Below are 21,458 nucleotides of genomic sequence, written 5' to 3'. Positions count from 1 at the left end.
TCCATCAAACCCCGGGACCAAACACCTAGTCCATTTCAGGAATTTTTAGTTATGACGTTTTTGGTTTTCATAAAACATTCATACTCGTGACTTGAGAAACAAAAGTATACGAACATGCCGCGCCCTGTCTGCACTCCCGCACACAGCGTCTACTGCACGAGCGCTTTCAGAAGGGCCTTGAGAGCCTTCTGGGCCGCTTTCGATCCCCATTCCTGCAGCAGTTCCCGCGAGCGCGGCTGTCTCGAAAGGGCTTCCGGCGTTTCCCTGATCGGCGGCATGGCACTGACGTGATCCTTCAGCGATGCCGGAAGTGCGGGAAACGGATCGATCCCCACCAGCTCGGTCAGAAGCGCAACACTCGTAATCCGGCAGGTCGGACGGCGCGTGTTCAGACACACATACGCCCCCATCCCGTTAGCCGCCGGATCATAGATCGCTTTCCAGGTCACGGCAGGCACCGGAATACGCCCCGCCCCGATCGTCCGGGTCTGATCCGGATCGTAACCCGGTCCGGTCACGACAAAGATTTCCCCTTCCTGCCGGGCCCATCCCCGAACAGCGCTCTCCACCCCTTCCCATGGCCCCCGGTTCAGCTCCGCAGTCTGCGGGACGATGTTCGACAGCAGGAAGGACTGCTGCTGTGCCTGCACACCGGGCTCGTCTCCGCTGGGTGTCATGTGCCCGCGATCGAAACCCGAAGACGTGTAGTCCTCGAGGGCTGCCCGCATGCTTACAGGAAGACGCTCATCAGGGTAAAAACTCCCCTGCCGGCGCGTGCGGTCCGCGATTTCCAGATTTTCTTCCGTCAGATCCTCGGCCGACCATAGCGGTCCCTTCGTGCTTTCCGAAGCAAGCACCGCATAATCCGCATTACACAGCTGAACCGTCCCGATCCGGAGCGTTTCATTCAGCACCTGGGGTGCAACACCATCAGCGAACATATCCGGACAGGACGCAGCCTGCGCCGGAAGCACGACAAGAAGAGCACAGATCGGAAGATACGACAGGAAATTCAATAATACCTCGCATACCCGGTTCCGCAGTATCCATTCCGGGACTGCCCCGGTGTTAGTGGATCAGGGAACCCCGCACAACCGATTGATTTTCCAATTTCTTTCTTCAGAAGCCATCCCCCTTTCCGGGATGCTTCTCCTTACAGGAGATGAAAACTCCGCATCCTCCATTGGCGTTACAGAGGAAAGTCGGGATATGCCTGATGCTGCGGAGCACAGAGCCCGCATGACAGGAAAGCGGAGACAGACCATTCTCAAGATGAACGCCCTGATCGGCATCATGCTTCCGGCACTCCTTGCCACAGGCGTTCCGGCGCAGTCTGCCACACTCCATCCGCTCGCACCGATTGCCCAGGCGGAAATGGGAACCAGCACCCACGCCGCCCTGTCCGCACAGGGTGTTGTTGCCACTCTGGACGTCCGTCGGACCTCGCACTGTAACGTGCCCGTCGTCTGGGCCGACGCCGATACCAGCCCGGCTTCTCCGTGCAGCATGGCCTTCCTGACACTCAGCCAGCCCGGCAACACACACTCCCGCCCTGCCTCATTCCCCCTGACGCCTTACGGCACCGAGGATGACGGCATGGCGCAGCTGAAGATGTCTCTACGGCATCTGGACGCGTCATCGCCTTTCCCGCAGGTCATGGTCTCCGCCTATACAGGGGGCGCCCATTGCTGCTCGCTCACATCCATATTCGATCTGCGCCCCGATGGAAGCTCCGGCAGAAGCTGGCAGCATCTCGAACTTGGAGCGATGGACGGCGACGGGGAACCGGACGTCGTGGATATCGCCGGAAATGGGCAACAGGAAATCCTGACATCCGATCAGTCGTTCCTCTATGCCTTCGCATCGCATGCCGGGTCCGAAGCCCCTGTCGTCATCGCACGCTACCACGATGGCGTCCTTGAAAACGTCACGCGCGATCCGGCCTATCAGGACTATCTTGCGAAGGATCTGGCGGATAGGCGGCGCAACTGGATCAAGTCCGGACGTTTCGAGCCCAATGGATTCCTCGCCTATGAAGTCGCGACCATGGCCAATATGGGCCGGTTCGCGGAAGGCTGGCGCGACATGCTGGCCCATGCACAGTCCACGAAAGAGTCCGGCTTCGGCCTCTCGGCATGCGATCTCAAACCGCCCGCTGAAAAGCAGAACGGCCATGCCTGTTCCGCCAAAGAAAAAGAACTGCTCCCCTTCCCGCAGGCCCTGTCCCTTTTCCTCGTCCGCGCGGGATACATCACGCCCGAGCAGGTAGCCTCCGTGACGGACAGTCATGAGGCCGCTTCGGTGCCCCCGCCCGTTCCACCCGCGGCCACGCCGCACGAGGCCCCGAACCCGCCCTCATCCGCCGCAGCCCAACCACCCGAAAGGAACCAGGCCCTCTCCGCTTCGGCTGTTCCCGCAAAATCCAGGGGCATGTTCGCGGTTCTCGGCGCGCTGGGACTGGCGCTCTATCTTGTTCCGGTCCTGATCGCCTACCGCCGCAATACGATCCGTCAGCACCGGATCGCGATGATAACCGTACTTCTGGGCTGGACCATCATCGGGTGGGTTGCGGCGCTGATCATGGCGCTCAACGAACCCAGCCGGACACGGTAAGGTTCGTCAGTCCCTAGCAGGGATCTGCGGCATCCGCGCCTCGCGCAATGTCATGCCGCAGACCCGGTTCCAGGACGCGCTCTTGGGTGTCCCGATCCGCTGGGACAGATAAATGCCGGTATGGCCCGAACAGGCATAGGCCACGAAACATCCGGTCGCGAAATAGACGATATCCCCGGCCCCGAAGAGTTCGACACCCATCAGCGTACAAGCCAGCGGCGTGTTTGCCGCTCCGGCAAAGACCGACACGAACCCGACAGCCGCCAGAAGATCCACCGGAACATGCAGCAGGAAGGCGAGAATGTTCCCCGACGCGGCTCCCAGAAAGAAGAGTGGCGTGACTTCACCGCCTTTGAACCCGGTTGCCAGAACCGTGACCGTGAAAACCAGCTTCCAGAACCAGGACCACGGATAAATCGTCGGCCCGAAGAAACTGACGATCGACGCCCCACCCGGCTCAGCAGGCAGAACGCCCAGCCCCAGATAATCCCGGTTTCCGACGATCATCACCAGAAGAATGGTCAGAATGCCGCCGATCGCCGGACGCAGCCACGGTGTCTTGCAGAGCTTTTTCATGAACGCCGCCAGAAGGTGCACGCTCTCGGCGAACACCCGGCTCAGCAGCCCGAATGCCAGCGCGGCGATGGCAACGCGCACCACAAGCATGATGTCCACATGCGAGAGGGAGCCATCAGAATTCAGCGTCCCCTGAAACACCAGCGGATAGGACGCATGATGGATGCCCCAGGCGCGGCAGGCCCAGTCCGCAATGATCGATGACATCGCGGCGGGAAGAAGAAAACGGTAGTCCAGCCGCCCGAGCGTCAGGACTTCAAGGGCGAACACGGCGCCAGCGATGGGTGTCCCGAAAACGGCACCAAATCCCGCTGCAATGCCGCATGTCAGCAGAACACAGGTTTCCGGCGCCCGCAGCCTGAACAGTCTGGCCGTGGCACTCGCCAGACTTCCTCCGACCTGGATCGCGGTCCCTTCCCGTCCCACGGAAGCGCCGAACAGATGGCTCACTACCGTGGCAATCAGCACGAACGGCGCCATCCGCAGTTGAACGCCCGCGCCCGGTTCATGGATTTCATCCACGATCAGGTTCGCCCCGGCCTCAACGTCGCGGCCGAACCAGAAGTAACACAGACCGACCGCCACACCCGCCAACGGAAGCCCGAACAGCAGCACCGGATGCTCGATCCGCAGCGAAGTGGCGCGTTCCAGAAGCCACAGGAACAGGGCACAGGCACTCCCGATACAGACCGACAGCACAACAAGCACCGCGCTCAGACGCATAAGGCTGAAAATACCGGGAAAACGGGGCTGATTCTGAAGTTCACTCATAACGGACGCAGTTCTCCTGTCTTGTCCAAAGGGGACGAGGGACAGGAATCATCAGCTTCCGGATGAAGCGGTTCGACCGGGAACGGTCAGGCAGAATCCATTGCCTTCTGCCTCATGAAAAGCCGTGAAGGCCCCAACCTGTCAAGAGATGACAAGGTTTTTAGGGAGAGACACTTTTCCGCATGACCACGCTATGCCATCGTCTGCGTAACAAAAACGAACGGTCCGTTCCATTTCTCATCATTCAACCGTTTCAAGGAACTGCGTTTCATGCGCCGTCTTCTGGTTCTCACAACGCTGCTTGCAGGCCTGCCCCTTGCGCTCCCCGCCCATGCTGAAGGCACGTTTTCCTTCGCCACGACACCGGGTCAGCTTCCCAAGACCGTCGTGCCGACGGACTACATCATTGATCTGACGACCGACATGGAGCATCTGACGCTTCAGGGCGATGAAATCGTCCGCGTCGAGGTTAAGAGCCCGACCGCCGACGTCACGCTCAATCAGGCAGGCCTCAAACTGGCCAGCGCCCTTCTGGACAACTCGCAGAAAGCCGAGATCCGTCAGGATGATGCCGCCGAAACCGTCACCCTGCATTTTCCGGCACCCGTTCCGGCCGGCGTCCACACGCTGGCGATCAAGTATTCCGGCCCGATCCTGAAAACGCCGAACGGCATCTATATTGACGACTACACCGACCCGGCAGGCAAGCCGAAGCGGATGCTCGTCACGCAGTTCGAGGTTGCGGACGCACGCCGGATGTTCCCGGGCTGGGACGAACCCGCCTTCAAGGCAACCTACCAGCTGAACGTCACGCTGCCGTTCGAATACGCGGCTGTCAGCAACATGCCGATCATCGGCACGACGCAGCAGGACGCCAAGACGAAGCGCGTCTCTTTCAGCCCGACGCCCCGCATGTCGAGCTACCTGCTCGCACTGGTAGCCGGCGACATGGCCTCCGTGGACGGCAAGGCGGACGGCACCCCCATCCGCGTCTTCGCACCGAGCGGCCTTGAAAGCCAGGGCACTTACGCACTGAGCGCTGCCGAGAAGATCCTGCCCTATTACAACGACTATTTCGGCATCAAATATCCATTGCCGAAAATGGACATGCTGGCCATCCCCGGCAACTATCAGGCCGGCGCGATGGAGAACTGGGGCGCGCTGACCTATATCGATAACGTCCTGCTGTTCGATCCGAAGAACAGCACGCCACGCACCCGCGAACTGATCTATGAAGTCGTTGCGCATGAAATGGCGCATCAGTGGTCCGGCGATCTGGTAACCATGGGCTGGTGGGACAATATCTGGCTGAACGAAGGCTTTGCCTCCTGGATGGAGATCAAGGCGACGGACAAGATGAACCCGGACTGGGACATCTGGCCGCGTCAGCACGAGACCCGCGAAGCCACGATGGCAACGGACGCCCTGTCCACGACCCATCCGATCCAGCAGGTCATCCACAATGTCAGCGAAGCCAACTCCGCGTTTGACGACATCAGCTACGGCAAGGGCGAACTGGTCATCCGCATGATGGAAGGCTGGCTTGGCGAAGACCATTTCCGCGACGGGATGCGCGCCTATATGAAGGCCCATGCCTTCGGCAACGCGACCAGTCAGGACCTGTGGAACGCGCTCTCCGGCACATCGGGACAGGATGTCGGCAAGGTTGCCCGCAGCTTCACCGAACAGCCCGGGATTCCGCAGGTCAATGTCGCGGCAGTCTGCAGGAACGGCCAGACGACCTACACCCTGACGCAGAGCCGCTTTACGATCCACGACCCGAATGCGAAGGCCCTGACCTGGAACATTCCGGTTGTCGCAGGCGGCCCCGGCCTTGAGACGCGCAAGCTGGTGCTTGGTGCGGAACCCGCCACCTTTACCCTACCCCGCTGCAATGCGCCTCTCAAGCTCGATCTGGGCGAGAGCGGGTATTACCGCGTGCATTACGACGACGTGGCCTTCGCCCCGATCGCCGCATCGATTTCCAAATTTGCTCCCGTGGACCGCGCCAACATCCTTGGCGACCAGTTCGCGCAGTTCCGGGCCGGGCATGGCGCGCTGTCCTCCTATTTCGACCTCGTGGACCGGCTGACAGCCGAGCATGAGACCGATATCGCCACGCTTGAGGAAATCATCGGCAAGCTGGAAACGCTCGATTTCTACGAAATCGGCAGCCCGGACCGCCCTGCATTCCAGGCCTATGCCCGCAGCCGCCTTGCCCCGGTCCTGAAGCGTCTCGGCTGGGACCAGAAGCCGCATGAAAGCGTACTGGACACAATGCTGCGCCCGTCCGTCATCTCGGCGCTTGGCACCTTCAATGACCCGGCCGTGCTTGCCGAGGCCAAGCGCCGTTTCGCAATCTGGCTGAAGAACCCGGCCTCCCTGCGTCCTGATCTGGTCGGTACGGTCTCGGCCCTTGCGATGAAGCATACCGACGCCGCAACCTACGAAATCATGGCCAAGAAAGTCCGTGACACACAGGCGACCGAACTCAAGCTCCGCCTGTTCCAGGCCCTCGCCAACGCCTCCGACCCGGACCTGATCCGTCGCAACGTGGAACTGGCCTATAGCGGCGCCATTCCGAACGGCCGTATTTCTATGGCACTGTCACAGATCGCCTCTGCCAGCGAAAATCCGGACCTCGTCTGGAAGCTGGTCCGCCAGCACGAGGCCGAGATCCGCACGCATCTGGCCCCCTGGTCACAGGACGGGTTCCTGCCGGCCATCGCAGGACATTCCAACAATCCGGACATCCTGGCCGAGCTTCAGAAGGATCCGTCTTCCAGCAAGACGACCGGAGCCAAGATTGCCACGGCCCATGCCCTCAACACCGTTGCTGCCCGTCAGGAAGCGGTTCAGGCGACCCAGAGCCAGATCCACGACTGGCTTGCCGCTCGCACCCACTGACACAACACCCGGGCGAGGCGGAAAAGATCCGCCTCGTCCCTGTCCGGGGCGGTCAAACTGTTATAGGGATGGCGCTCCCGTTTTACCGCCACCGGACCATCCTGCCCCATGCTTCAGATCGAAAACCTTGTCTTCAACGCCTGGGGACGACAGTTCTTCAATCGTGCAAGCGCCAACCTGCCCAACCCGTCCAAGGTGTCTCTGGTCGGCCGGAATGGCGTCGGGAAATCCACACTTTTCAAACTGATCAAGGGCGAGCTTCAGCCGGATTCCGGTGAGATCGTTATCCCCCGCGCCGCTCGCGTGGCGACCGTGGATCAGGAACACCCCGCCACCCCCATCAGCCTGATCGACACGATCCTCGCGGCCGACACGGAACGCGCGGCCCTCATGGCCGAGCTGGAAACCGCCGATCCGGAGCGTATGGGCGATATCTGGATGCGCCTGATCGAAATCGACGCCGACAGCGCCCCTTCCCGCGCGGCGGAAATTCTCAACGGTCTGGGCTTCTCCACCGCCGATCTCGATCGCCCGATGGCCGAGTTTTCCGGCGGCTGGCGCATGCGTGTGGCACTCGCTGCCGCGCTGTTTGCAGAGCCTGACCTGCTGCTGCTCGATGAGCCGACAAACTATCTCGATCTCGAAGGCGCCCTGTGGCTGGAAGCGCGCCTCGCCCGCTATCCGCATTCCGCGCTCATCATCAGCCATGACCGCGAACTGCTGAACAATTCCGTCGATTTCACGCTGCATGTCACGGAAGGCAAGCTGGAACTTTACACCGGCGGTTACGACGATTTCGAGCGCCAGCGCGCGGAGAAAATCCGTCTGCAAAGCGCCACCCGCGCCAAACAGGAAGCAGAGCGCGCGCATCTCCAGTCCTTCGTGGATCGCTTCAAGGCCTCGGCCGCCAAAGCCGCCCAGGCCCAGAGCCGCGTCAAGCGCCTCGCCAAGCTGACGCCGATCGAAACCACAATCGAGGCTTCGGTCTCGCCGTTCCTGCTTCCCTCGCCCGCCCGCCCGCTGGCACCGCCGCTGATCCGGCTGGAAAATGTGGAAGTCGGCTATGGCGATGATCCCGCCATCCTGCGCGATCTGAACCTCAGGCTGGATGTGGACGACCGTATCGGCCTGCTTGGCGTCAACGGTGCCGGCAAGTCCACTTTTGCCAAAATGATCGCCGGCGCTCTCGAAGTCCGCTCCGGAGAGGTCTCGCGCTCCCCCCGCATAGAGGTCGGCTGGTTCCACCAGCACCAGATCGAGGCACTCGATCCCGAACAGACCCCGCTCGATATCATGCGCGAGGCCCGGCCGACGGACAGCGATCAGTCCCATCGCTCCCGTCTGGCGCAGTTCGGCATTCATTTCGAAAAGCAGGGCACCAAGGTCGAGGCGCTCTCGGGTGGTGAGCGCGCGCGCCTGCTGCTGAATATGATCGCCATGGCCGCCCCGCATCTGCTGATCCTCGATGAGCCGACCAACCATCTGGACATTGACAGCCGCCGCGCCCTGCTGGACGCCCTGAACAGTTACGAAGGCGCGGTCATCCTCATCACCCATGACCGCTCGCTCATGGAACTGGTCGCGGACCGGCTCTGGCTGGCCGCGGACAACCAGATCGTCCCCTTCGATGGCGATATGGATGATTACGCCAGGTTCGTCATCGAGCGTGCCAAAGGTGGAACATCCGCCCCGTCCCAGAGCGCCGCAAAGGAAAAGCGCTCCAAGGGCAAGAAAAAGAAGACTAAATAAGAAAATACAGGAATCATTATTGAGGAGGGCTGTATTTTAATAACCCCTCCTCGGTATCCTGTCTCCAATATGAAAATCGTCAAATACCCACGCCAGGATAGAGAATATACTTCCATGAAGCGTGGTAAGTTGTTATTCTGATCCATAAATAATGTGTAATTTTCGTTATTTTTGAGATATATCAATTTTCAAACTTCCGTGAACGCGTAAGTCTCTCCTGACGGGCAGTTCCCATCGGCATGGCGGTCGGGTAACTGATGGAATTCCTTGGACGGATTTTAGGAAGGGAAAAGTGTGTCTCCTCTCGGTGGCCTGAAGATCACGGGAAATTACCTGCCCAGACGGTACAGACTGCTCCTGGGTGCTGTCTTCTTCATTGGCTCCCCCCTTCCTGCCTTTGCCCAGAGCGCCGATGACCAGGAACTGGCCGCAATCAAGGCGGAGATGCGCATGCTCGAAGGCCGTCTTCAGGCCATCGAGCAACGCCGCCATGCAGGATCGCCCTCCCATGCGGCCCGTCCGAATACCCCGAAAACCTCCGTCGCGCGCAGGCTTCCGATAAAGGGCGAGACCCCCAAAATCGAAACCGCCCGCGCGGCAACATCGCCATCCTCTCCGGCCAGCAGCATTCCCCGCCCCAGCAGCGGGATCATGCCGGTTTCAACAGCAGGCTTCGCCCCGGACAGCGTCACGGCAGGATCCGCAACGGTCCCCTCAACCCCGATCGTTACACCGGCCCACCAGACACCGCCGCCGCTGTTCCAGTGGCTGGGCAACCAGCACAACGAAGCGCATCGGACATCCATCGACCTGACATCGTCCAGTCCGCTCGCCATTACCCAGACGGAAGTGGATCATCTTCCGCCGGTCTTCCAGATTGGCAATCTGACGGTCAGGCTGGGCGGGTTCATCGATTTCTCCAACATCTGGAGAAGTTCGAACATGACCAGTGGCCCTGCGACGGCGTGGAACAATTTCCCGTATGCCAACAGTCCCAATCACGGGCTGAGCGAGGAACGGTTTTCCGCACAGCTTTCGCGTTTCTCCACGCTTCTGGAAGCCAATCCGACCAAGTCCGTGCGTCTTCAGGCTTATGTTGAGAGCGATTTCGGCGGGTCTGGCGGGACGACCAACAGTGTGCAGATCAACGGTTATACCCCCCGTCTGCGGCAGGGATATTTCACGTTCACGCAGAAGGACTGGGGGCTGCATGTCCTCATGGGCCAGGCCTGGAGCCTGACGACCAATTACGCCAAGGGCGTCATTCCCCGTCAGGAACAGCTCCCGGCCGTGACGGATAACAACCAGATCCCGGGCATTACCTTTACGCGTGTCCCGCAGATCCGCATCGCCAAGGACTGGAACAAGAAATACTGGATCGCGCTGTCGATCGAGGATCCCCAGGCGACGGTCGGTTTCTCCGATACGCTCAGCTCCGGCGGGACCCTCCCGGCCAGCTACGGCCATCTGGCCGGGCCGCGGGTCTATTACGCCAATAGCGGTGGCGTCCTGCTGAACCCGAACACGCAGTACAGCTACAATCCGGCCCCCGACATCGTCCTGAAAACGGCGGTTGATACGTCCTTCGGGCATTATGAGGTCTTTGGCCTTGCCCGCTGGTTCCGTGGACTGGTTCAGCCGGCTGGCGAGAACCATACCCACAAAAGCACGCAGTTCGGCGGTGGCGTGGGCGCTGGTATGACCGTGCCGCTCGGGACGGACAAGCTTCAGCTGACCGGAAACGTGCTCGCCGGTCAGGGTGTCGGACGTTACGGGCCCAGCCTCATTCCCGATACGACCTTCGATAGCAACGGCAATCCCACTCCGATCCCGGAAATCATGGGTTCGCTCGGGCTGGTCGGACATCCGGCACGGTCCGTGCTGCTTTACACCTATGGCGGTGTGGAGAGCGCGGGACGCCGTACCTATCTGGGCGCCGACGGCATCCAGCATGGTTATGGCGCGACGGACCTGAACCTCTCCGGCTGTGAATACGAATTCGGAACGTGCTCCGCCCAGACGAGAACGCTGGCCTCCCTGACGACCGGCGGCTGGTGGCACTTCCTGGACGGCCATTACGGCAGTGTCATGGGCGGGCTTCAGTACACCTATATCCGGAAGTTCGCCTTCAAGGGCAATGACGGCGCGGATCATGCCGTCGATCCCACGACTTACGGACATACGGTGTATGTGACCTTCCGTTATTACCCCTTCCAGCAATAACATCTGGTGAAATATTCACATTACTTGACAAATCATTCCAACCGGCAAACACGCTTTTTTCAAGACTTTCGCGCCCTCACAGTCATGGTTTCCGGTCTGACAGGCCAGCCATGACACTCTGGAGAATTTCATGTCTGGCACAACAACTCAGGCGCCGCCCAAGCCCCTGAATCCGTCCCCGACGCAACCGCAGAAACTTCAGCCGCTTTATGTGCTGTCGTGGTTCCTGTGCGCGCTGTTCTACTTCTATCAGTATGCCATCCGTTCCGCTCCCGGCATCATGCAGGATGAGCTGACGCACGCCTGGGGCAACAGTCATCTCGGCCTGATGATTGCGTCCTATTACATCGTCTACGCGCTGATGGCCCTTGCCGTGGGCGTGCTGCTGGACCGCTACGGCGCCCATGCCATCATGCCGATGTTCATTGCCATCACGGGCGTGGGCTGTCTGATCTTCGGCCAGGGCAGCCTGGTTGCGGGTATCGGCGGTTACATCATCCAGGGTATTGGTGCGATCTGTGCCTTCGTCGGCGCGTCCTATGTTGCCGCACGCTATCTTCCGGCCCGGACGCTGGCGCTTTTCGTCGGTCTGACGCAGTGCATGGGTATGGCTGGTGCCGCCTTCGGCTCCAAGCCGACGCGCATCCTGATCGATCCGCATGGGTCGTTCCATATCCCCTGGCAGTCGGTCTGGCTGGGCTTTGGTGTTATCGGGCTCCTGCTGGCTGTGGCGGTCTTTTTCGTCATGCCACGCGATACGGGTGACAGCGCCCAGCACCATGGCGATTTTTCCATGGCCAACCTGCTACGTCCCTTCAAGATCATCTTCTCCAACCCGCAGAGCTGGATTGCCGGTCTTGCCGGTGGCCTGCTCTTCGTGCCGACCACGATCGGTGCTCTGGGCTGGGGTGCGCTGATGCTGAGCAAGGGCGAACACACGACGATGGGCTTTGCGGCCACGGATGTGTCGATGGTCCCCATCGGCTGGGTCATCGGCTGCCCGCTTCTGGGCTGGATTTCCGACAAGATCGGCCGTCGCAAGCCTGTCATGATCGGTGGCGCACTGGTGCTTCTGGCAGCGTCGCTCTGCGCACTTTACGTGCCGGTCGGCGTTATGCCGCACTACTCCGTGGCGCTGATCATGGGCATTGCGTCCGGGGCGGCTATGATCCCGTTCTCCTCGATGAAGGAAGTCAATCCGCCCGAGGTCAAGGGAACAGCCGCTGGCGTCATGAATTTCCTCGTGTTCGGCACGACCGGCATCATGTCGCCGCTCGTTTCCGCCCTGATGGGCAAGGACGCGCCGGAGACGATGGAACAGTTCCATACGGCTTTCCTGCCGCTGGTCATCGGTATCGGAATTGCCATTCTGCTCGGCTTCCTGCTCAAGGAAACCGGATGGAAAGTCCGCAAGACGTCCTGATTTTTCCGGACAGTCCGAAAAAGGAAACGGCCCACTTTCGTGGGCCGTTTTTTTATGCGCGTTATTTCGCGGCAGTCTTCTCAAACGCCCCGGCAATCGTCAGCGTCACGTCATCGCCGACATAGGGGACATATTTCTTCACGCCGAAATCGCTGCGATGGATCGTCGCTTCGGCCTGAAAACCGACCGTATAGGCCTTGTCCATCGGGTTGACGCCTGCGCCCACGAAATGGACGTGCAGGACTTCCGGGTGCGTGACGCCATGCAGCGTCAGGTTGCCGGTCACCAGGGCCTCATCCGTGCCCGTGCGACGAACCTGCGTCGAGACGAAGGTCGCATCCGGATATTTTGCGACATCAAACCATTCACCGTTCTTGAGTTCGCTGGTCAGAACCGTGCTGGTGGTTGAAATGCTCGAAACCGGGATGGTCACGTTCAGGTGCGAGGCCTCGGGGTGGGCCGTATCAAGCTGAAGCGCGCCGGTGACACCGGAGATCTGGCCGGAATAATAGGTGAAGCCGAAATGCAGCACGGAGAAGCCGATCTGCGTATGGCTGGTCTCGACCGTATAGGCGCCGGACTGCACATCCGCAGGGTTGGCGGCATAAGCCGTGGAAGACAGGAGTGTGAGAGCGAACGCTGCGCCTGCGCCCTTGAGGAAACGTGTTTTCATGATGTCATGATCTTTCTTGATGAAGTGAAGAAGTCAGCCAAACCGGAAGCCGGACAGGGCCTTCCCCATGACGATATCGTTGTAATCGCGATGACCTGCATCGGTTCCCGCGGCTCCGGCGGCGAACATCAACGGCAGGAGATGTTCCGGCTGAGGGTGGCACTCCCGCGCAAACGGGGCGTGCTCCCAGTCCAGCAGGCTCTGTGTGCGACGAGCAGGCGGAGCCTCGACCGCCTGCGGAAGCCAGGTGTCGAACGCGACGGATTGTGCATCCGACACGGCATCGGGTCGCATTAGATGGCGCATGTTGTGGTAAGTCATGCCCGTGCCCACGATCAGGATGTTTTCATCCCGCAGAGGCGCCAGCATTTCCCCGAGTTGCAGGACGCCTGCGGCATCCAGCGACCCTGGCAGGGAAATCTCCACAACCGGGATATCCGCATCAGGAAATGCGAGCATGAATGGAATGAAGACCCCGTGATCCAGTCCACGCGTGGCATTTTCCGTACAGGCCATACCCCTGTGACGCAGGAGATCGCGGATTTTCCCTGCCACGATCGGCGATCCGGGTACGGGATATTCAAGCTGATAGGTGTGAGGCGGAAAGCCGTAATAATCGTAGATCAGCGACGGATGAGCCGCTGATCCGACGACCATATCCGACGTCTCCCAATGACCGGACATGACCACAATGGCATCCGGACGACGTGCCAGGGAGGGCCCTACAAAACGGAGATAGGCAGCCATGTGGTCCCATGTCGTCCCCCACTCCATGAAGAAGCACGGGCCACTTCCATGCGGCAGGAAAAGAACGGGCTGCCGCGTCGTGTCCTGATCGTTCAGGGTCATGGTGAGTGCCTCCGTTCCGTACGATGGGACTGATCTTGCCACCCTCACCCGAAAAGAATAATTCCCTGATCCGGGATAGGATCTGACACCAGGAGTGTGAGGTGAATGCTTGATCGCTTCACGGGCATGCAGGTTTTTGCAAAGGTCGTGGCTCAGGGCAGCTTTTCAGGAGCCGCACGCTCGCTGGGTCTGTCGCAGACGATGGTCACGAAACATATTGCTGCGCTGGAAAGCCGGCTGGGGATCTCGCTGTTCCATCGCAGCACGCGCAAGCTGTCGCTCACGGAACCGGGGCGTCTCTTTTTCATCCGCAGTCAGAAAATCCTGACGGATCTGGAAGAGATGGAACAGGAAGTCTCGGCGGAAAATCAGGAGCCGCGCGGGCTGCTGCGCCTGAATGCGCCAGTCTCATTCGCCATCCGCCATGTCGGACCGATCCTGCCGGAGTTCAGCCGACGCCATCCCCTTGTCACGGTCGAACTGGGGCTGGATGACCGGAGGATTGATCCGATTACCGAAGGATGGGATCTGACGCTGCGCATCGGGCGGATGCCATCGAGCGCGTTGCGGTCGCGTCGGCTGGCACAGGTCGATTTCGTGGTCTGCGCGGCGCCGTCCTATCTGGAAGAGTATGGCACGCCCCGCAGCGTTGCCGACCTGCCGAACCACCGCTGTCTGGGCTATACGCTCGGTGACGAGATCAGCAGCGCGCGCTGGAGCTTTGGTCCGAACGGCGAGCGCACGGTCCCGGTGAGCGGTCCCATGCATGCCAATAACGGCGATATCCTGCGCGAGGCTGCCGTGGCCGGACAGGGCATCATCTATCAGCCGACATTCATCGTTTCGGATGAGCTGAAATCAGGTCGGCTGGTTCCGCTGCCGCTTGATGTACCCGTCATGACGGGGCCGGAACTGCATGCTGTCTATGCTCCGACGCCTCATGTCCCGCTCAAAATCCGGGCGATGATCGATTTTCTGGTTGAACGCTATGGTCCGGTTCCGCCCTGGACGATCTGACGAAACCGGGAAAAGCGTCCTTTACTGAACCGTAGCCGGAGCGGTCTTCTGGCGGATCGCGGCGAATTCCGAACCAGCCTTCCATTGTGGCCAGTCATGGGAGAACGCCACGTCATGCCCGACTTTCCACACGGCCCAGACGTCCTGCGCGGCACCCCGCACATCCCAGTCCGGGCTCCAGGCATCGCAGGCCTGATGGTAGCAGGCCATGTAGGCCGTCAGCCATTTGCCACCCGCTTCCGTTCCGCCCTTCAGAAGATCGAACTTGCCCGCCATGTCCATGACAGCAAGAACCGGGACCCCGGCACGCGCGAAGGGGAGATGATCCGCGCGATAGAATGCGCCACGCTCGGGCATGGCTTCCGGCTGTGCGGTGCGGCCCTGAAGAGCCACAGCGGCTGCGAACTGCTCCTGAAGTGTGTCCTGCCCTGCCCCGATGATGAAGGCGTTATGCGCAGGGCCAGCCATCTGGAGCACGTCCATCGTCAGATTGGCAGCCGTCTTGTCCAGCGGAGCCAGCGGATGGGCGACGTACCAGCCTGATCCCAGCAGACCGCGCTCCTCGCCTGTCCAGGCGGCGAAACGGATGGTACGGTCGGGCTTTGGTCCGGCCTTGAAGGCCCGGGCGATTTCGAACAGCGCAGCAATTCCCGAACCATCGTCGATCGCGCCACGACGGATGACAGTGTTCCCCTGCGCGTCGGTGCTCTTGCCGTAAGCATCCCAGTGGGCACCGAACATGACCGTCTCGTCCGGATATTTCGCGCCCGTGATCTTGGCGAGAACGTTCTGGCTATGCAGCCGATCGACCGTGACCGGCAGGTCGGCTGAGAGCGTCGTGTGCTTCAGCGTGACGGGACGGAAGCTTTCGGAACGGGCCTTGATGCGCAGGGCCTCAAGATCCAGACCAGCCTGCTGAAACAGTGCGGCCGCGGCCTTGCCTTCAAGCCAGCCCTGCACGGGAACGGGGCGGCTTTCGGTGGCAGCATGTTCCACGTCATAGGCCTCCCCGCCCGGTGCCACGACCGTGCTCCAAGGATAGGACGCGCCTGCCGTGTCGTGCACGATCAGGGCAGCGACAGCACCACGACGCGCTGCTTCCTCGTATTTGTAGGTCCAGCGGCCGTAATACGTCATTGTCTTGCCGCCGAAGCGACCAGCGACGGGTTCACCGGGAGCCGCATCGAAATCGGGATCGTTGACGAGGAAAACCGCGACCTTACCCTTCAGATCGACGCCCTTGAAATCATCCCAGTGACGCTCCGGCGCATGCACGCCATAGCCCACGAAAACCATCGGAGCATTTTTGACCTGCAGCCGGTCTTCCGGCAGTAGCGTCGAAAGATAGATGTCCTGAAGCTGGATCAGGGGAAGCGTCCTGCCGCTGGTCCGGGCCGTGATGGAACCGTTCGCGGCGGTTCTGGTGCGGATCATGGGGACAGTCTGCGTCCATCCGCCATTTTCACCAGCCGGCTCAAGTCCCAGAGCCTTGTACTGCTCGATCAGCCAGGGAACCGTGACCTTCTCCCCTTCCGTTCCGGGAGCACGGCCCTCGAACCGGTCGGAGGCCAGGATTTTCATCGTCTCCGACATGCGGGACGGGCTGATCTCGGCTGTCGGGTCGGCATGACCGGTGACCGGAGCGAGAAGAACCGCTGTCAGGACAGTGGCAAGAAACAGGCTGCGTCGGGGGAATGTCTTCTGTGTCATGGCAAGACCATATCTTCAGTTACGGTTCTGGGAAGAAGAAATCGGACCGGCGTCTTTCAGTGCCGCCGGGTCCACACGATCACGGCGGATATAGACGCTCTTTTCAACCGGATCGCGCTGATAATCCTGTGCGAGTACTTTCAGGACACAGGGCATGAAATCCGCAGGCGCCCACCTGCCCCACACATGGTAATCATCAAAATAGATGACGGGCGGAAGATCCTGCGGAAGGTCATGGCACAGGTCACGCTCATAGCCGCCCCAGGGGTGATGCGCGTAATCCGCCTCCCATGGCAGGTATTCATGGTATTTCTTCATGGAGAGGCGGCCCGCGTAAATATAGACATCCGGGTTATAGGGAATGACCAGAATGCGTTCGTCCGGGCGGGAATGGGTCTGAATGGCTTTGACGAAACCGACATCCCTGTTTTCGCGGATCGGGTGAAAGCCTGCCTGACGCAACTGCTGCCGTGTCATGCCATGCGGTGAGGAGACGGCGTGCCGGACCCCGATGACATAGAGGGCACAGAAGACGAGCGCGATGCAGTGTGCCGCACGGCCATAGGACTGCAACACGCGCATCATCATCAGAACGCAGAGGGTGAGCGCGCCCATGATGAATGTTCCGTCCTGAAACCCGAACGCGCCGCGCACCTGCATCATCAACACCCCGCCGATGAGCAGCAGGGCTGCCAGTCTGTGCCGGGATGTTGCGAGAACGAGAAGACTGCCGATCACGAAGCAGATGACGGCCAGGGACTGGATCGTGGTATCGGGCCGGAAGGATGGAACAAGGCTGAGAAACAGAGTGCCAAGGCCCACGTCGATATAGGGAGCATAGTAGAACTGGTTGGCGACGAAGTGATAGGCGATCATACCGCCCAGATCGCCGTAAACCGTCATCCAGAGGCCGCTGAGGGCGAGTGCCGCACCAGCGCCGAGCAGAACCTGCAGAATCCCGTTCCAGTAGGCCGGACGTCTTACGGCAATGACGACCAGCCCCAGCAGGACGGCCGTCGGACCGAAGGAATACGCCGTAAGCGGCAGAAGAGCGATGCAGGCCCCACCACATCGCGCCTGCCAGCAACCGACCTCCTCTCCCAGCAGAACCGGAAGAACCAGCAGCGTTATGGCGCCCGCGAGCAGATCACCGCCGATGGTCCAGTAACTGTCCATGTTGAACGCCTGGATCGTCCACTGGACACCCATTGCGACAAGCCATGCCGCAGTCGCAAGGCACCGAACCGATGGTTTCTTGAGCGCGGGGGACAGGAAGACGGCCACGGCGCTGGCCATCGTGCAGACAACCGGGATGAGCCGCATGAGATAGGCGTGGCGGAAATCCGTCACCAGGCCGACGAGCCAGGACAGGGCAAAAATCAGCGGGCCGTGCGCGTCGATATAGTCGCGATACAGGATATCGCCCCTGACGATGGCCAGTCCGCCGAGGATATGGCCGGATTCATCGCCAAAAGATGGGGCTCCGAGGCCGAAGAACGTCTTCAGGCCGAAATACAGCACGGCAAGCACCGCAAGGAATGGGCCGCAAAAAGGAAGGAAGCTCATTCTGCGCATGGGTGTCGGCATGTTTTTGTCCGGAAAGATTAAAGACCGGGAGAAAAGATCAGGTCTTTCCTCCCGGCTTGTAATTATTTGCCCTGTTCGGAAACAAGCCCACGATGCACCAGCATCGGGGTGATGTCCGGGTCGCGGCCGTAGAAGGCGCGGAACATCGGGCCGTAATCCATGGTGTGTCCCTTCGAGAGGATCATGTCACGGAAGCGCTGTCCGTTTTCACGTGTCAGACCACCATGCTCCTGGAACCAGGAGAACACGTCCTGATCCAGCATTTCCGTCCACAGATAGGCGTAATAGCCGGCGGAATATCCGTTGGACCAGATATGCAGGAAGTAGCTGGAACGATAACGCGGCGGAACGGCTGCGACGTCCAGCCCCGTGCTGTTCAGCGCATCGCTTTCAAACTTGTCCACGTCCTGCCGCGGTGCCGTCGCGGGCAGGCTGTGCCATTTCATGTCCAGCTCGGCTGCGGCCACGATCTCGCCCAGCGCATAGCCCTGATTGAAATGTGCGGCCTTGCGGATCTTCTCGACCAGAGCCTTGGGCATCGGAGCGCCGGTCTTGTAGTGCCGGGCGTAATGCGACAGCACCTTCGGATCCAGCGCCCAGTTCTCGTTGAACTGCGAGGGGAACTCCACGAAGTCACGCGCCACACTCGTGCCAGACAGCGACGGATAGGTCTGGTCCGCGAACAGCCCGTGCAGGGCATGGCCGAATTCGTGGAACATGGTCGTCACATCGTCAGACGTGATCAGCTGCGGCTGGCCGGGGGCTGCCTTGGTGAAGTTGGCGACGTTGTAGATGACGGGCTTCGTCCCAAGCAGCTTGGACTGCCCGACGAAATTGGACATCCACGCACCGCCGGACTTGTTGTCCCGCTTGAAGTAATCGAAATACATCAGGCCCAGCGGAGAGCCGTCCTTGTCGTGGACTTCAAAAACCATGACGTCAGGCTGATAGACGGGGATATCCGTCCGCTGCTGGAACGTGATCCCGTAAAGCTGGTTGGCGGCAAAGAACACGCCATCTGTCAGGACCGTTTTGAGCTCGAAATACGGCTTGATTTCATCCTGATCGAGATTGTACTTCGCGCGACGCACCTGATCGGAATAATGCTTCCAGTCCCAGGGCTTCAGATCGAACTTCCCGCCGTCCTTGCGGATGGCTTTCTGAAGAACCTCGGCTTCCCGCTTCTGTTCGGCAACCGTGGCCGGAACGAGCTGCTGCATGAAGTTTTCCGCAGCTTCCGGCGTCTTGGCCATCTGATCGTACAACGTATAGGCGGCGAAATTCGGATAGCCGAAGAGCGCGGCCTTCTGCGCGCGGAGTTCTGCCAGTTCGGCGATCGTGGCGCGGGTGTCGTTCTCGTCGCCCTTCTCGGCACGGGTCCAGCTCTGCTCGAACAGGGCCTGACGGGTCTCGCGGTCCGTCAGGGAAGAGAGGGCCGGCTGCTGCGTCGTGTTCTGAAGGGGGATGACCCATTTCCCGGTCAGTCCGCGCTCCTGCGCGGCCTTGGCAGCCGAGGCGATCGTGTTGTCATCCAGACCGGCCAGCGCCTTTTTGCTGTCCACGATGAGGGCGCCGTTCTTGGCGCTGGCAATCAGCTTCTGTTCGTACTGGGTTTCAAGATTGGAAAGGCGCGTGTTGATCGCACGCAGCTTCGTCTTGTCCGCTGCCGAGAGCTGGGCGCCGGCATGGACGAACTGCTGGTAATAGATGTCGAGGAGCTGCGCCTGTTCGGGCGTCAGGTTGAGCTTTTCGCGCCGGTCATAAAGGGACTTCACGCGGGCGAAGAGCTTTGCGTTCAGATAGACTTCATCTTCATGGGCGGTCAGCCGGGGCGCTTCCTGGCTCTGCACCTTGTCCAGCGTATCATCGGTGTTGGCCTGGTAGACACCATAGAACGTCATTTGCACGCGGTTGAGCGTCTGGCCCGCGCGTTCCATGGCGGCAATGGTGTTATCGAACGTCGGCGCTGCGCGGTTGTTGGCAATCGCCTTGATCTCGCGCAGATGCTCAGCCATTCCGCGCTCGAAGGCCGGAGCGTAGTCGCTGTCCGTGATCTGGTCGAAACGGGGGGCCTGATAGGGCAGCGTGCTTGCCGAAAAGAACGGGTTCGTAGAAGCGGCATGCGCCTCAACGGAAAGGGAAAATGCCGAAACCGCAAGAACTGCGGCAAGCCTGAAATTGAAAGCCATGAAATCGCCTGTAATACTCGTGATGATGCCGAACCGTATGGTGTTCAGGAAGGATCGTCAAACGGCTGATCGCGCTACCGAAAGCGTGCGGAAACGGCCAATTGCCGCTTGACGGCATTTTCTCCTTGGTGCGTGCGAAAACTCCTCCCTAGACCGGCAGTGTGTGTTGACACGCCCGCCTTTTCGGGGCGGTTTTTCATAGCCGGAGATGACAATGGACTGGACATCGCTGTTCCAGACAATCCTGCCCTATCTGCCCGCCAAATACGCTGGCGATATTGTTTCAATCATCACATTTCTCATTGCCGCGGCCGCGCTGGCCCTGCGCTTCTGGAAGCCGCCGGCCAGCACGTCGAAGCTGCTGCCGCTGTTCCGGATCGTGAGCATGATCGCGCAGGCGAAAGGCTGGAATACCAGCGCCTATCAGCCGGGGGCGAAAGCCATCATGGTGCCGGTTGGCTCCTCGCGTGCGAAAGACGCCGAAAAGCTGGGGCTGGATATGGTCTCGACACATCCGAAGGCCGGTGAGCCGCCCCGTCGCGTCAACTGATTTCAACATCGGTCATTTCACAGCCGGGCTGAACGCCTGCCCGGGACAATTTTCATTTTCACGATCCATAGCCGCCTCCTGAGGCGGCTTTTTTATTTCTGGAGCTTTTACTGATGCGTAACCGTCTGATCGCCCTGAGCCTTGGCGCTCTTCTTCTCGCGTCCACGAGCGCCTGCACCACCACTGGCAGCACAACCACGTTCAACACCCAGGCCCTGAGCAGTGACGCCGCTGCCATCGCCTATGCGGTTCAGGCCATCGAGAGCATTCCGGATCTGGAAAGTCATCTGTCCGCCACGGACAAGGCGACGTTTGACAACCTGATCGCCCAGATCAAGAGCGTGACCGCACAGGTTGCGGCCAACTCCAGCGGTTCCATCACGGTTACGACCGGCAAGGACTGGGCCAAGAGCCTTGGCACCGATCTGCAGACTCTGCTGGCCATCGCAACGCCGATCGTGAAGGTCTACTCGCCCTCCGCCGCCACTTACATGAGCACGGTGTCCGCGATGATCCCGCTGGTCGAAGCCCTCGCAGGCCTCACGGCCGCCCCTTTCGCAGCCACGACGCAGTCGCCGGAACTGATCCGCGCCCGGATCTATCAGGGCGTCTGACCCTCCG

The 21,458-nt window shown here is 60.4% G+C and carries 15 protein-coding genes and 1 riboswitch; of the genes, 8 read left to right on the top strand and 7 right to left on the bottom strand.

Annotated features, from left to right (window positions below; all coding sequences use genetic code 11):
- Positions 1-149 precede the first annotated feature (149 nt).
- On the bottom strand, positions 150-1,016 hold the full coding sequence (locus GOX01_RS09515) for a DNA/RNA non-specific endonuclease (RefSeq protein WP_062268702.1): 867 nt from the start codon (positions 1,014-1,016) through the stop codon (positions 150-152).
- A 193-nt stretch (positions 1,017-1,209) separates the two neighbouring features.
- Here GOX01_RS09515 and GOX01_RS09510 point away from each other — a divergent pair, with 193 nt between their 5' ends.
- Entirely contained in the window at positions 1,210-2,613 is a 1,404-nt protein-coding gene (locus GOX01_RS09510; protein WP_165919967.1) for a superinfection immunity protein, read from the top strand.
- 6 nt (positions 2,614-2,619) lie between these two features.
- Here the strand turns inward: GOX01_RS09510 and GOX01_RS09505 are convergent, their stop codons facing one another.
- Positions 2,620-3,960 (bottom strand): voltage-gated chloride channel family protein, encoded by a 1,341-nt coding sequence (locus GOX01_RS09505; protein WP_011253658.1) that lies wholly within the window; start codon positions 3,958-3,960, stop codon positions 2,620-2,622.
- A 35-nt stretch (positions 3,961-3,995) separates the two neighbouring features.
- Positions 3,996-4,074, bottom strand: a riboswitch (Fluoride riboswitch).
- Positions 4,075-4,230: 156 nt separating this feature from the next.
- On the opposite strand from GOX01_RS09505, the gene GOX01_RS09500 reads away from it, so the two are divergent.
- The 4 genes from GOX01_RS09500 (at position 4,231) to GOX01_RS09485 (ending at position 12,262) form a co-directional block, all read left to right on the top strand.
- Positions 4,231-6,867 (top strand): M1 family metallopeptidase, encoded by a 2,637-nt coding sequence (locus GOX01_RS09500; RefSeq protein ID WP_062269132.1) that lies wholly within the window; start codon positions 4,231-4,233, stop codon positions 6,865-6,867.
- Positions 6,868-6,975: 108 nt separating this feature from the next.
- Positions 6,976-8,616, top strand: coding sequence for an ABC-F family ATP-binding cassette domain-containing protein (locus tag GOX01_RS09495; RefSeq protein ID WP_011253656.1), 1,641 nt, complete (start codon positions 6,976-6,978; stop codon positions 8,614-8,616).
- A 294-nt stretch (positions 8,617-8,910) separates the two neighbouring features.
- Complete coding sequence (locus GOX01_RS09490; protein ID WP_062269134.1) at positions 8,911-10,839, top strand: hypothetical protein; 1,929 nt, start codon at positions 8,911-8,913, stop codon at positions 10,837-10,839.
- 130 nt (positions 10,840-10,969) lie between these two features.
- On the top strand, positions 10,970-12,262 hold the full coding sequence (locus GOX01_RS09485; RefSeq protein WP_024716957.1) for an MFS transporter: 1,293 nt from the start codon (positions 10,970-10,972) through the stop codon (positions 12,260-12,262).
- Positions 12,263-12,323: 61 nt separating this feature from the next.
- Here the strand turns inward: GOX01_RS09485 and GOX01_RS09480 are convergent, their stop codons facing one another.
- A complete protein-coding gene (locus GOX01_RS09480) occupies positions 12,324-12,935 on the bottom strand; it encodes a YceI family protein (RefSeq protein WP_011253652.1) in 612 nt (203 codons plus the stop codon).
- Between the two features lie 33 nt (positions 12,936-12,968).
- A complete protein-coding gene (locus tag GOX01_RS09475; RefSeq protein ID WP_062269136.1) occupies positions 12,969-13,784 on the bottom strand; it encodes a DODA-type extradiol aromatic ring-opening family dioxygenase in 816 nt (271 codons plus the stop codon).
- Positions 13,785-13,889: 105 nt separating this feature from the next.
- Between GOX01_RS09475 and GOX01_RS09470 the strand changes: the two genes are divergently transcribed.
- Positions 13,890-14,801, top strand: coding sequence for a LysR family transcriptional regulator (locus GOX01_RS09470; protein ID WP_011253650.1), 912 nt, complete (start codon positions 13,890-13,892; stop codon positions 14,799-14,801).
- Positions 14,802-14,822: 21 nt separating this feature from the next.
- Here the strand turns inward: GOX01_RS09470 and GOX01_RS09465 are convergent, their stop codons facing one another.
- From GOX01_RS09465 to GOX01_RS09455, 3 genes are all read right to left on the bottom strand, one after another.
- Positions 14,823-16,511, bottom strand: a complete 1,689-nt coding sequence (locus GOX01_RS09465) for a M28 family metallopeptidase (RefSeq protein WP_011253649.1) — start codon at positions 16,509-16,511, stop codon at positions 14,823-14,825.
- Between the two features lie 15 nt (positions 16,512-16,526).
- A complete protein-coding gene (locus tag GOX01_RS13175; protein WP_011253648.1) occupies positions 16,527-18,098 on the bottom strand; it encodes a hypothetical protein in 1,572 nt (523 codons plus the stop codon).
- Positions 18,099-18,160: 62 nt separating this feature from the next.
- The gene (locus tag GOX01_RS09455) at positions 18,161-20,287 is read right to left on the bottom strand and encodes a M3 family metallopeptidase (protein WP_011253647.1); all 2,127 of its coding nucleotides are present in this window, start codon (positions 20,285-20,287) and stop codon (positions 18,161-18,163) included.
- Positions 20,288-20,501: 214 nt separating this feature from the next.
- Here GOX01_RS09455 and GOX01_RS09450 point away from each other — a divergent pair, with 214 nt between their 5' ends.
- Both GOX01_RS09450 and GOX01_RS09445 read left to right on the top strand, forming a co-directional pair.
- Positions 20,502-20,837, top strand: coding sequence for a hypothetical protein (locus tag GOX01_RS09450; RefSeq protein ID WP_011253646.1), 336 nt, complete (start codon positions 20,502-20,504; stop codon positions 20,835-20,837).
- Between the two features lie 113 nt (positions 20,838-20,950).
- The gene (locus GOX01_RS09445; RefSeq protein WP_011253645.1) at positions 20,951-21,451 is read left to right on the top strand and encodes a hypothetical protein; all 501 of its coding nucleotides are present in this window, start codon (positions 20,951-20,953) and stop codon (positions 21,449-21,451) included.
- Positions 21,452-21,458 lie beyond the last annotated feature (7 nt).

The sequence above is a fragment of the Gluconobacter oxydans genome, from assembly GCF_006539685.1.
GTDB classification, from domain to species: Bacteria; Pseudomonadota; Alphaproteobacteria; order Acetobacterales; family Acetobacteraceae; genus Gluconobacter; species Gluconobacter oxydans.
Note: the sequence above shows the minus strand (reverse complement) of the source record. Positions and strands in the feature narration are given on the sequence as shown.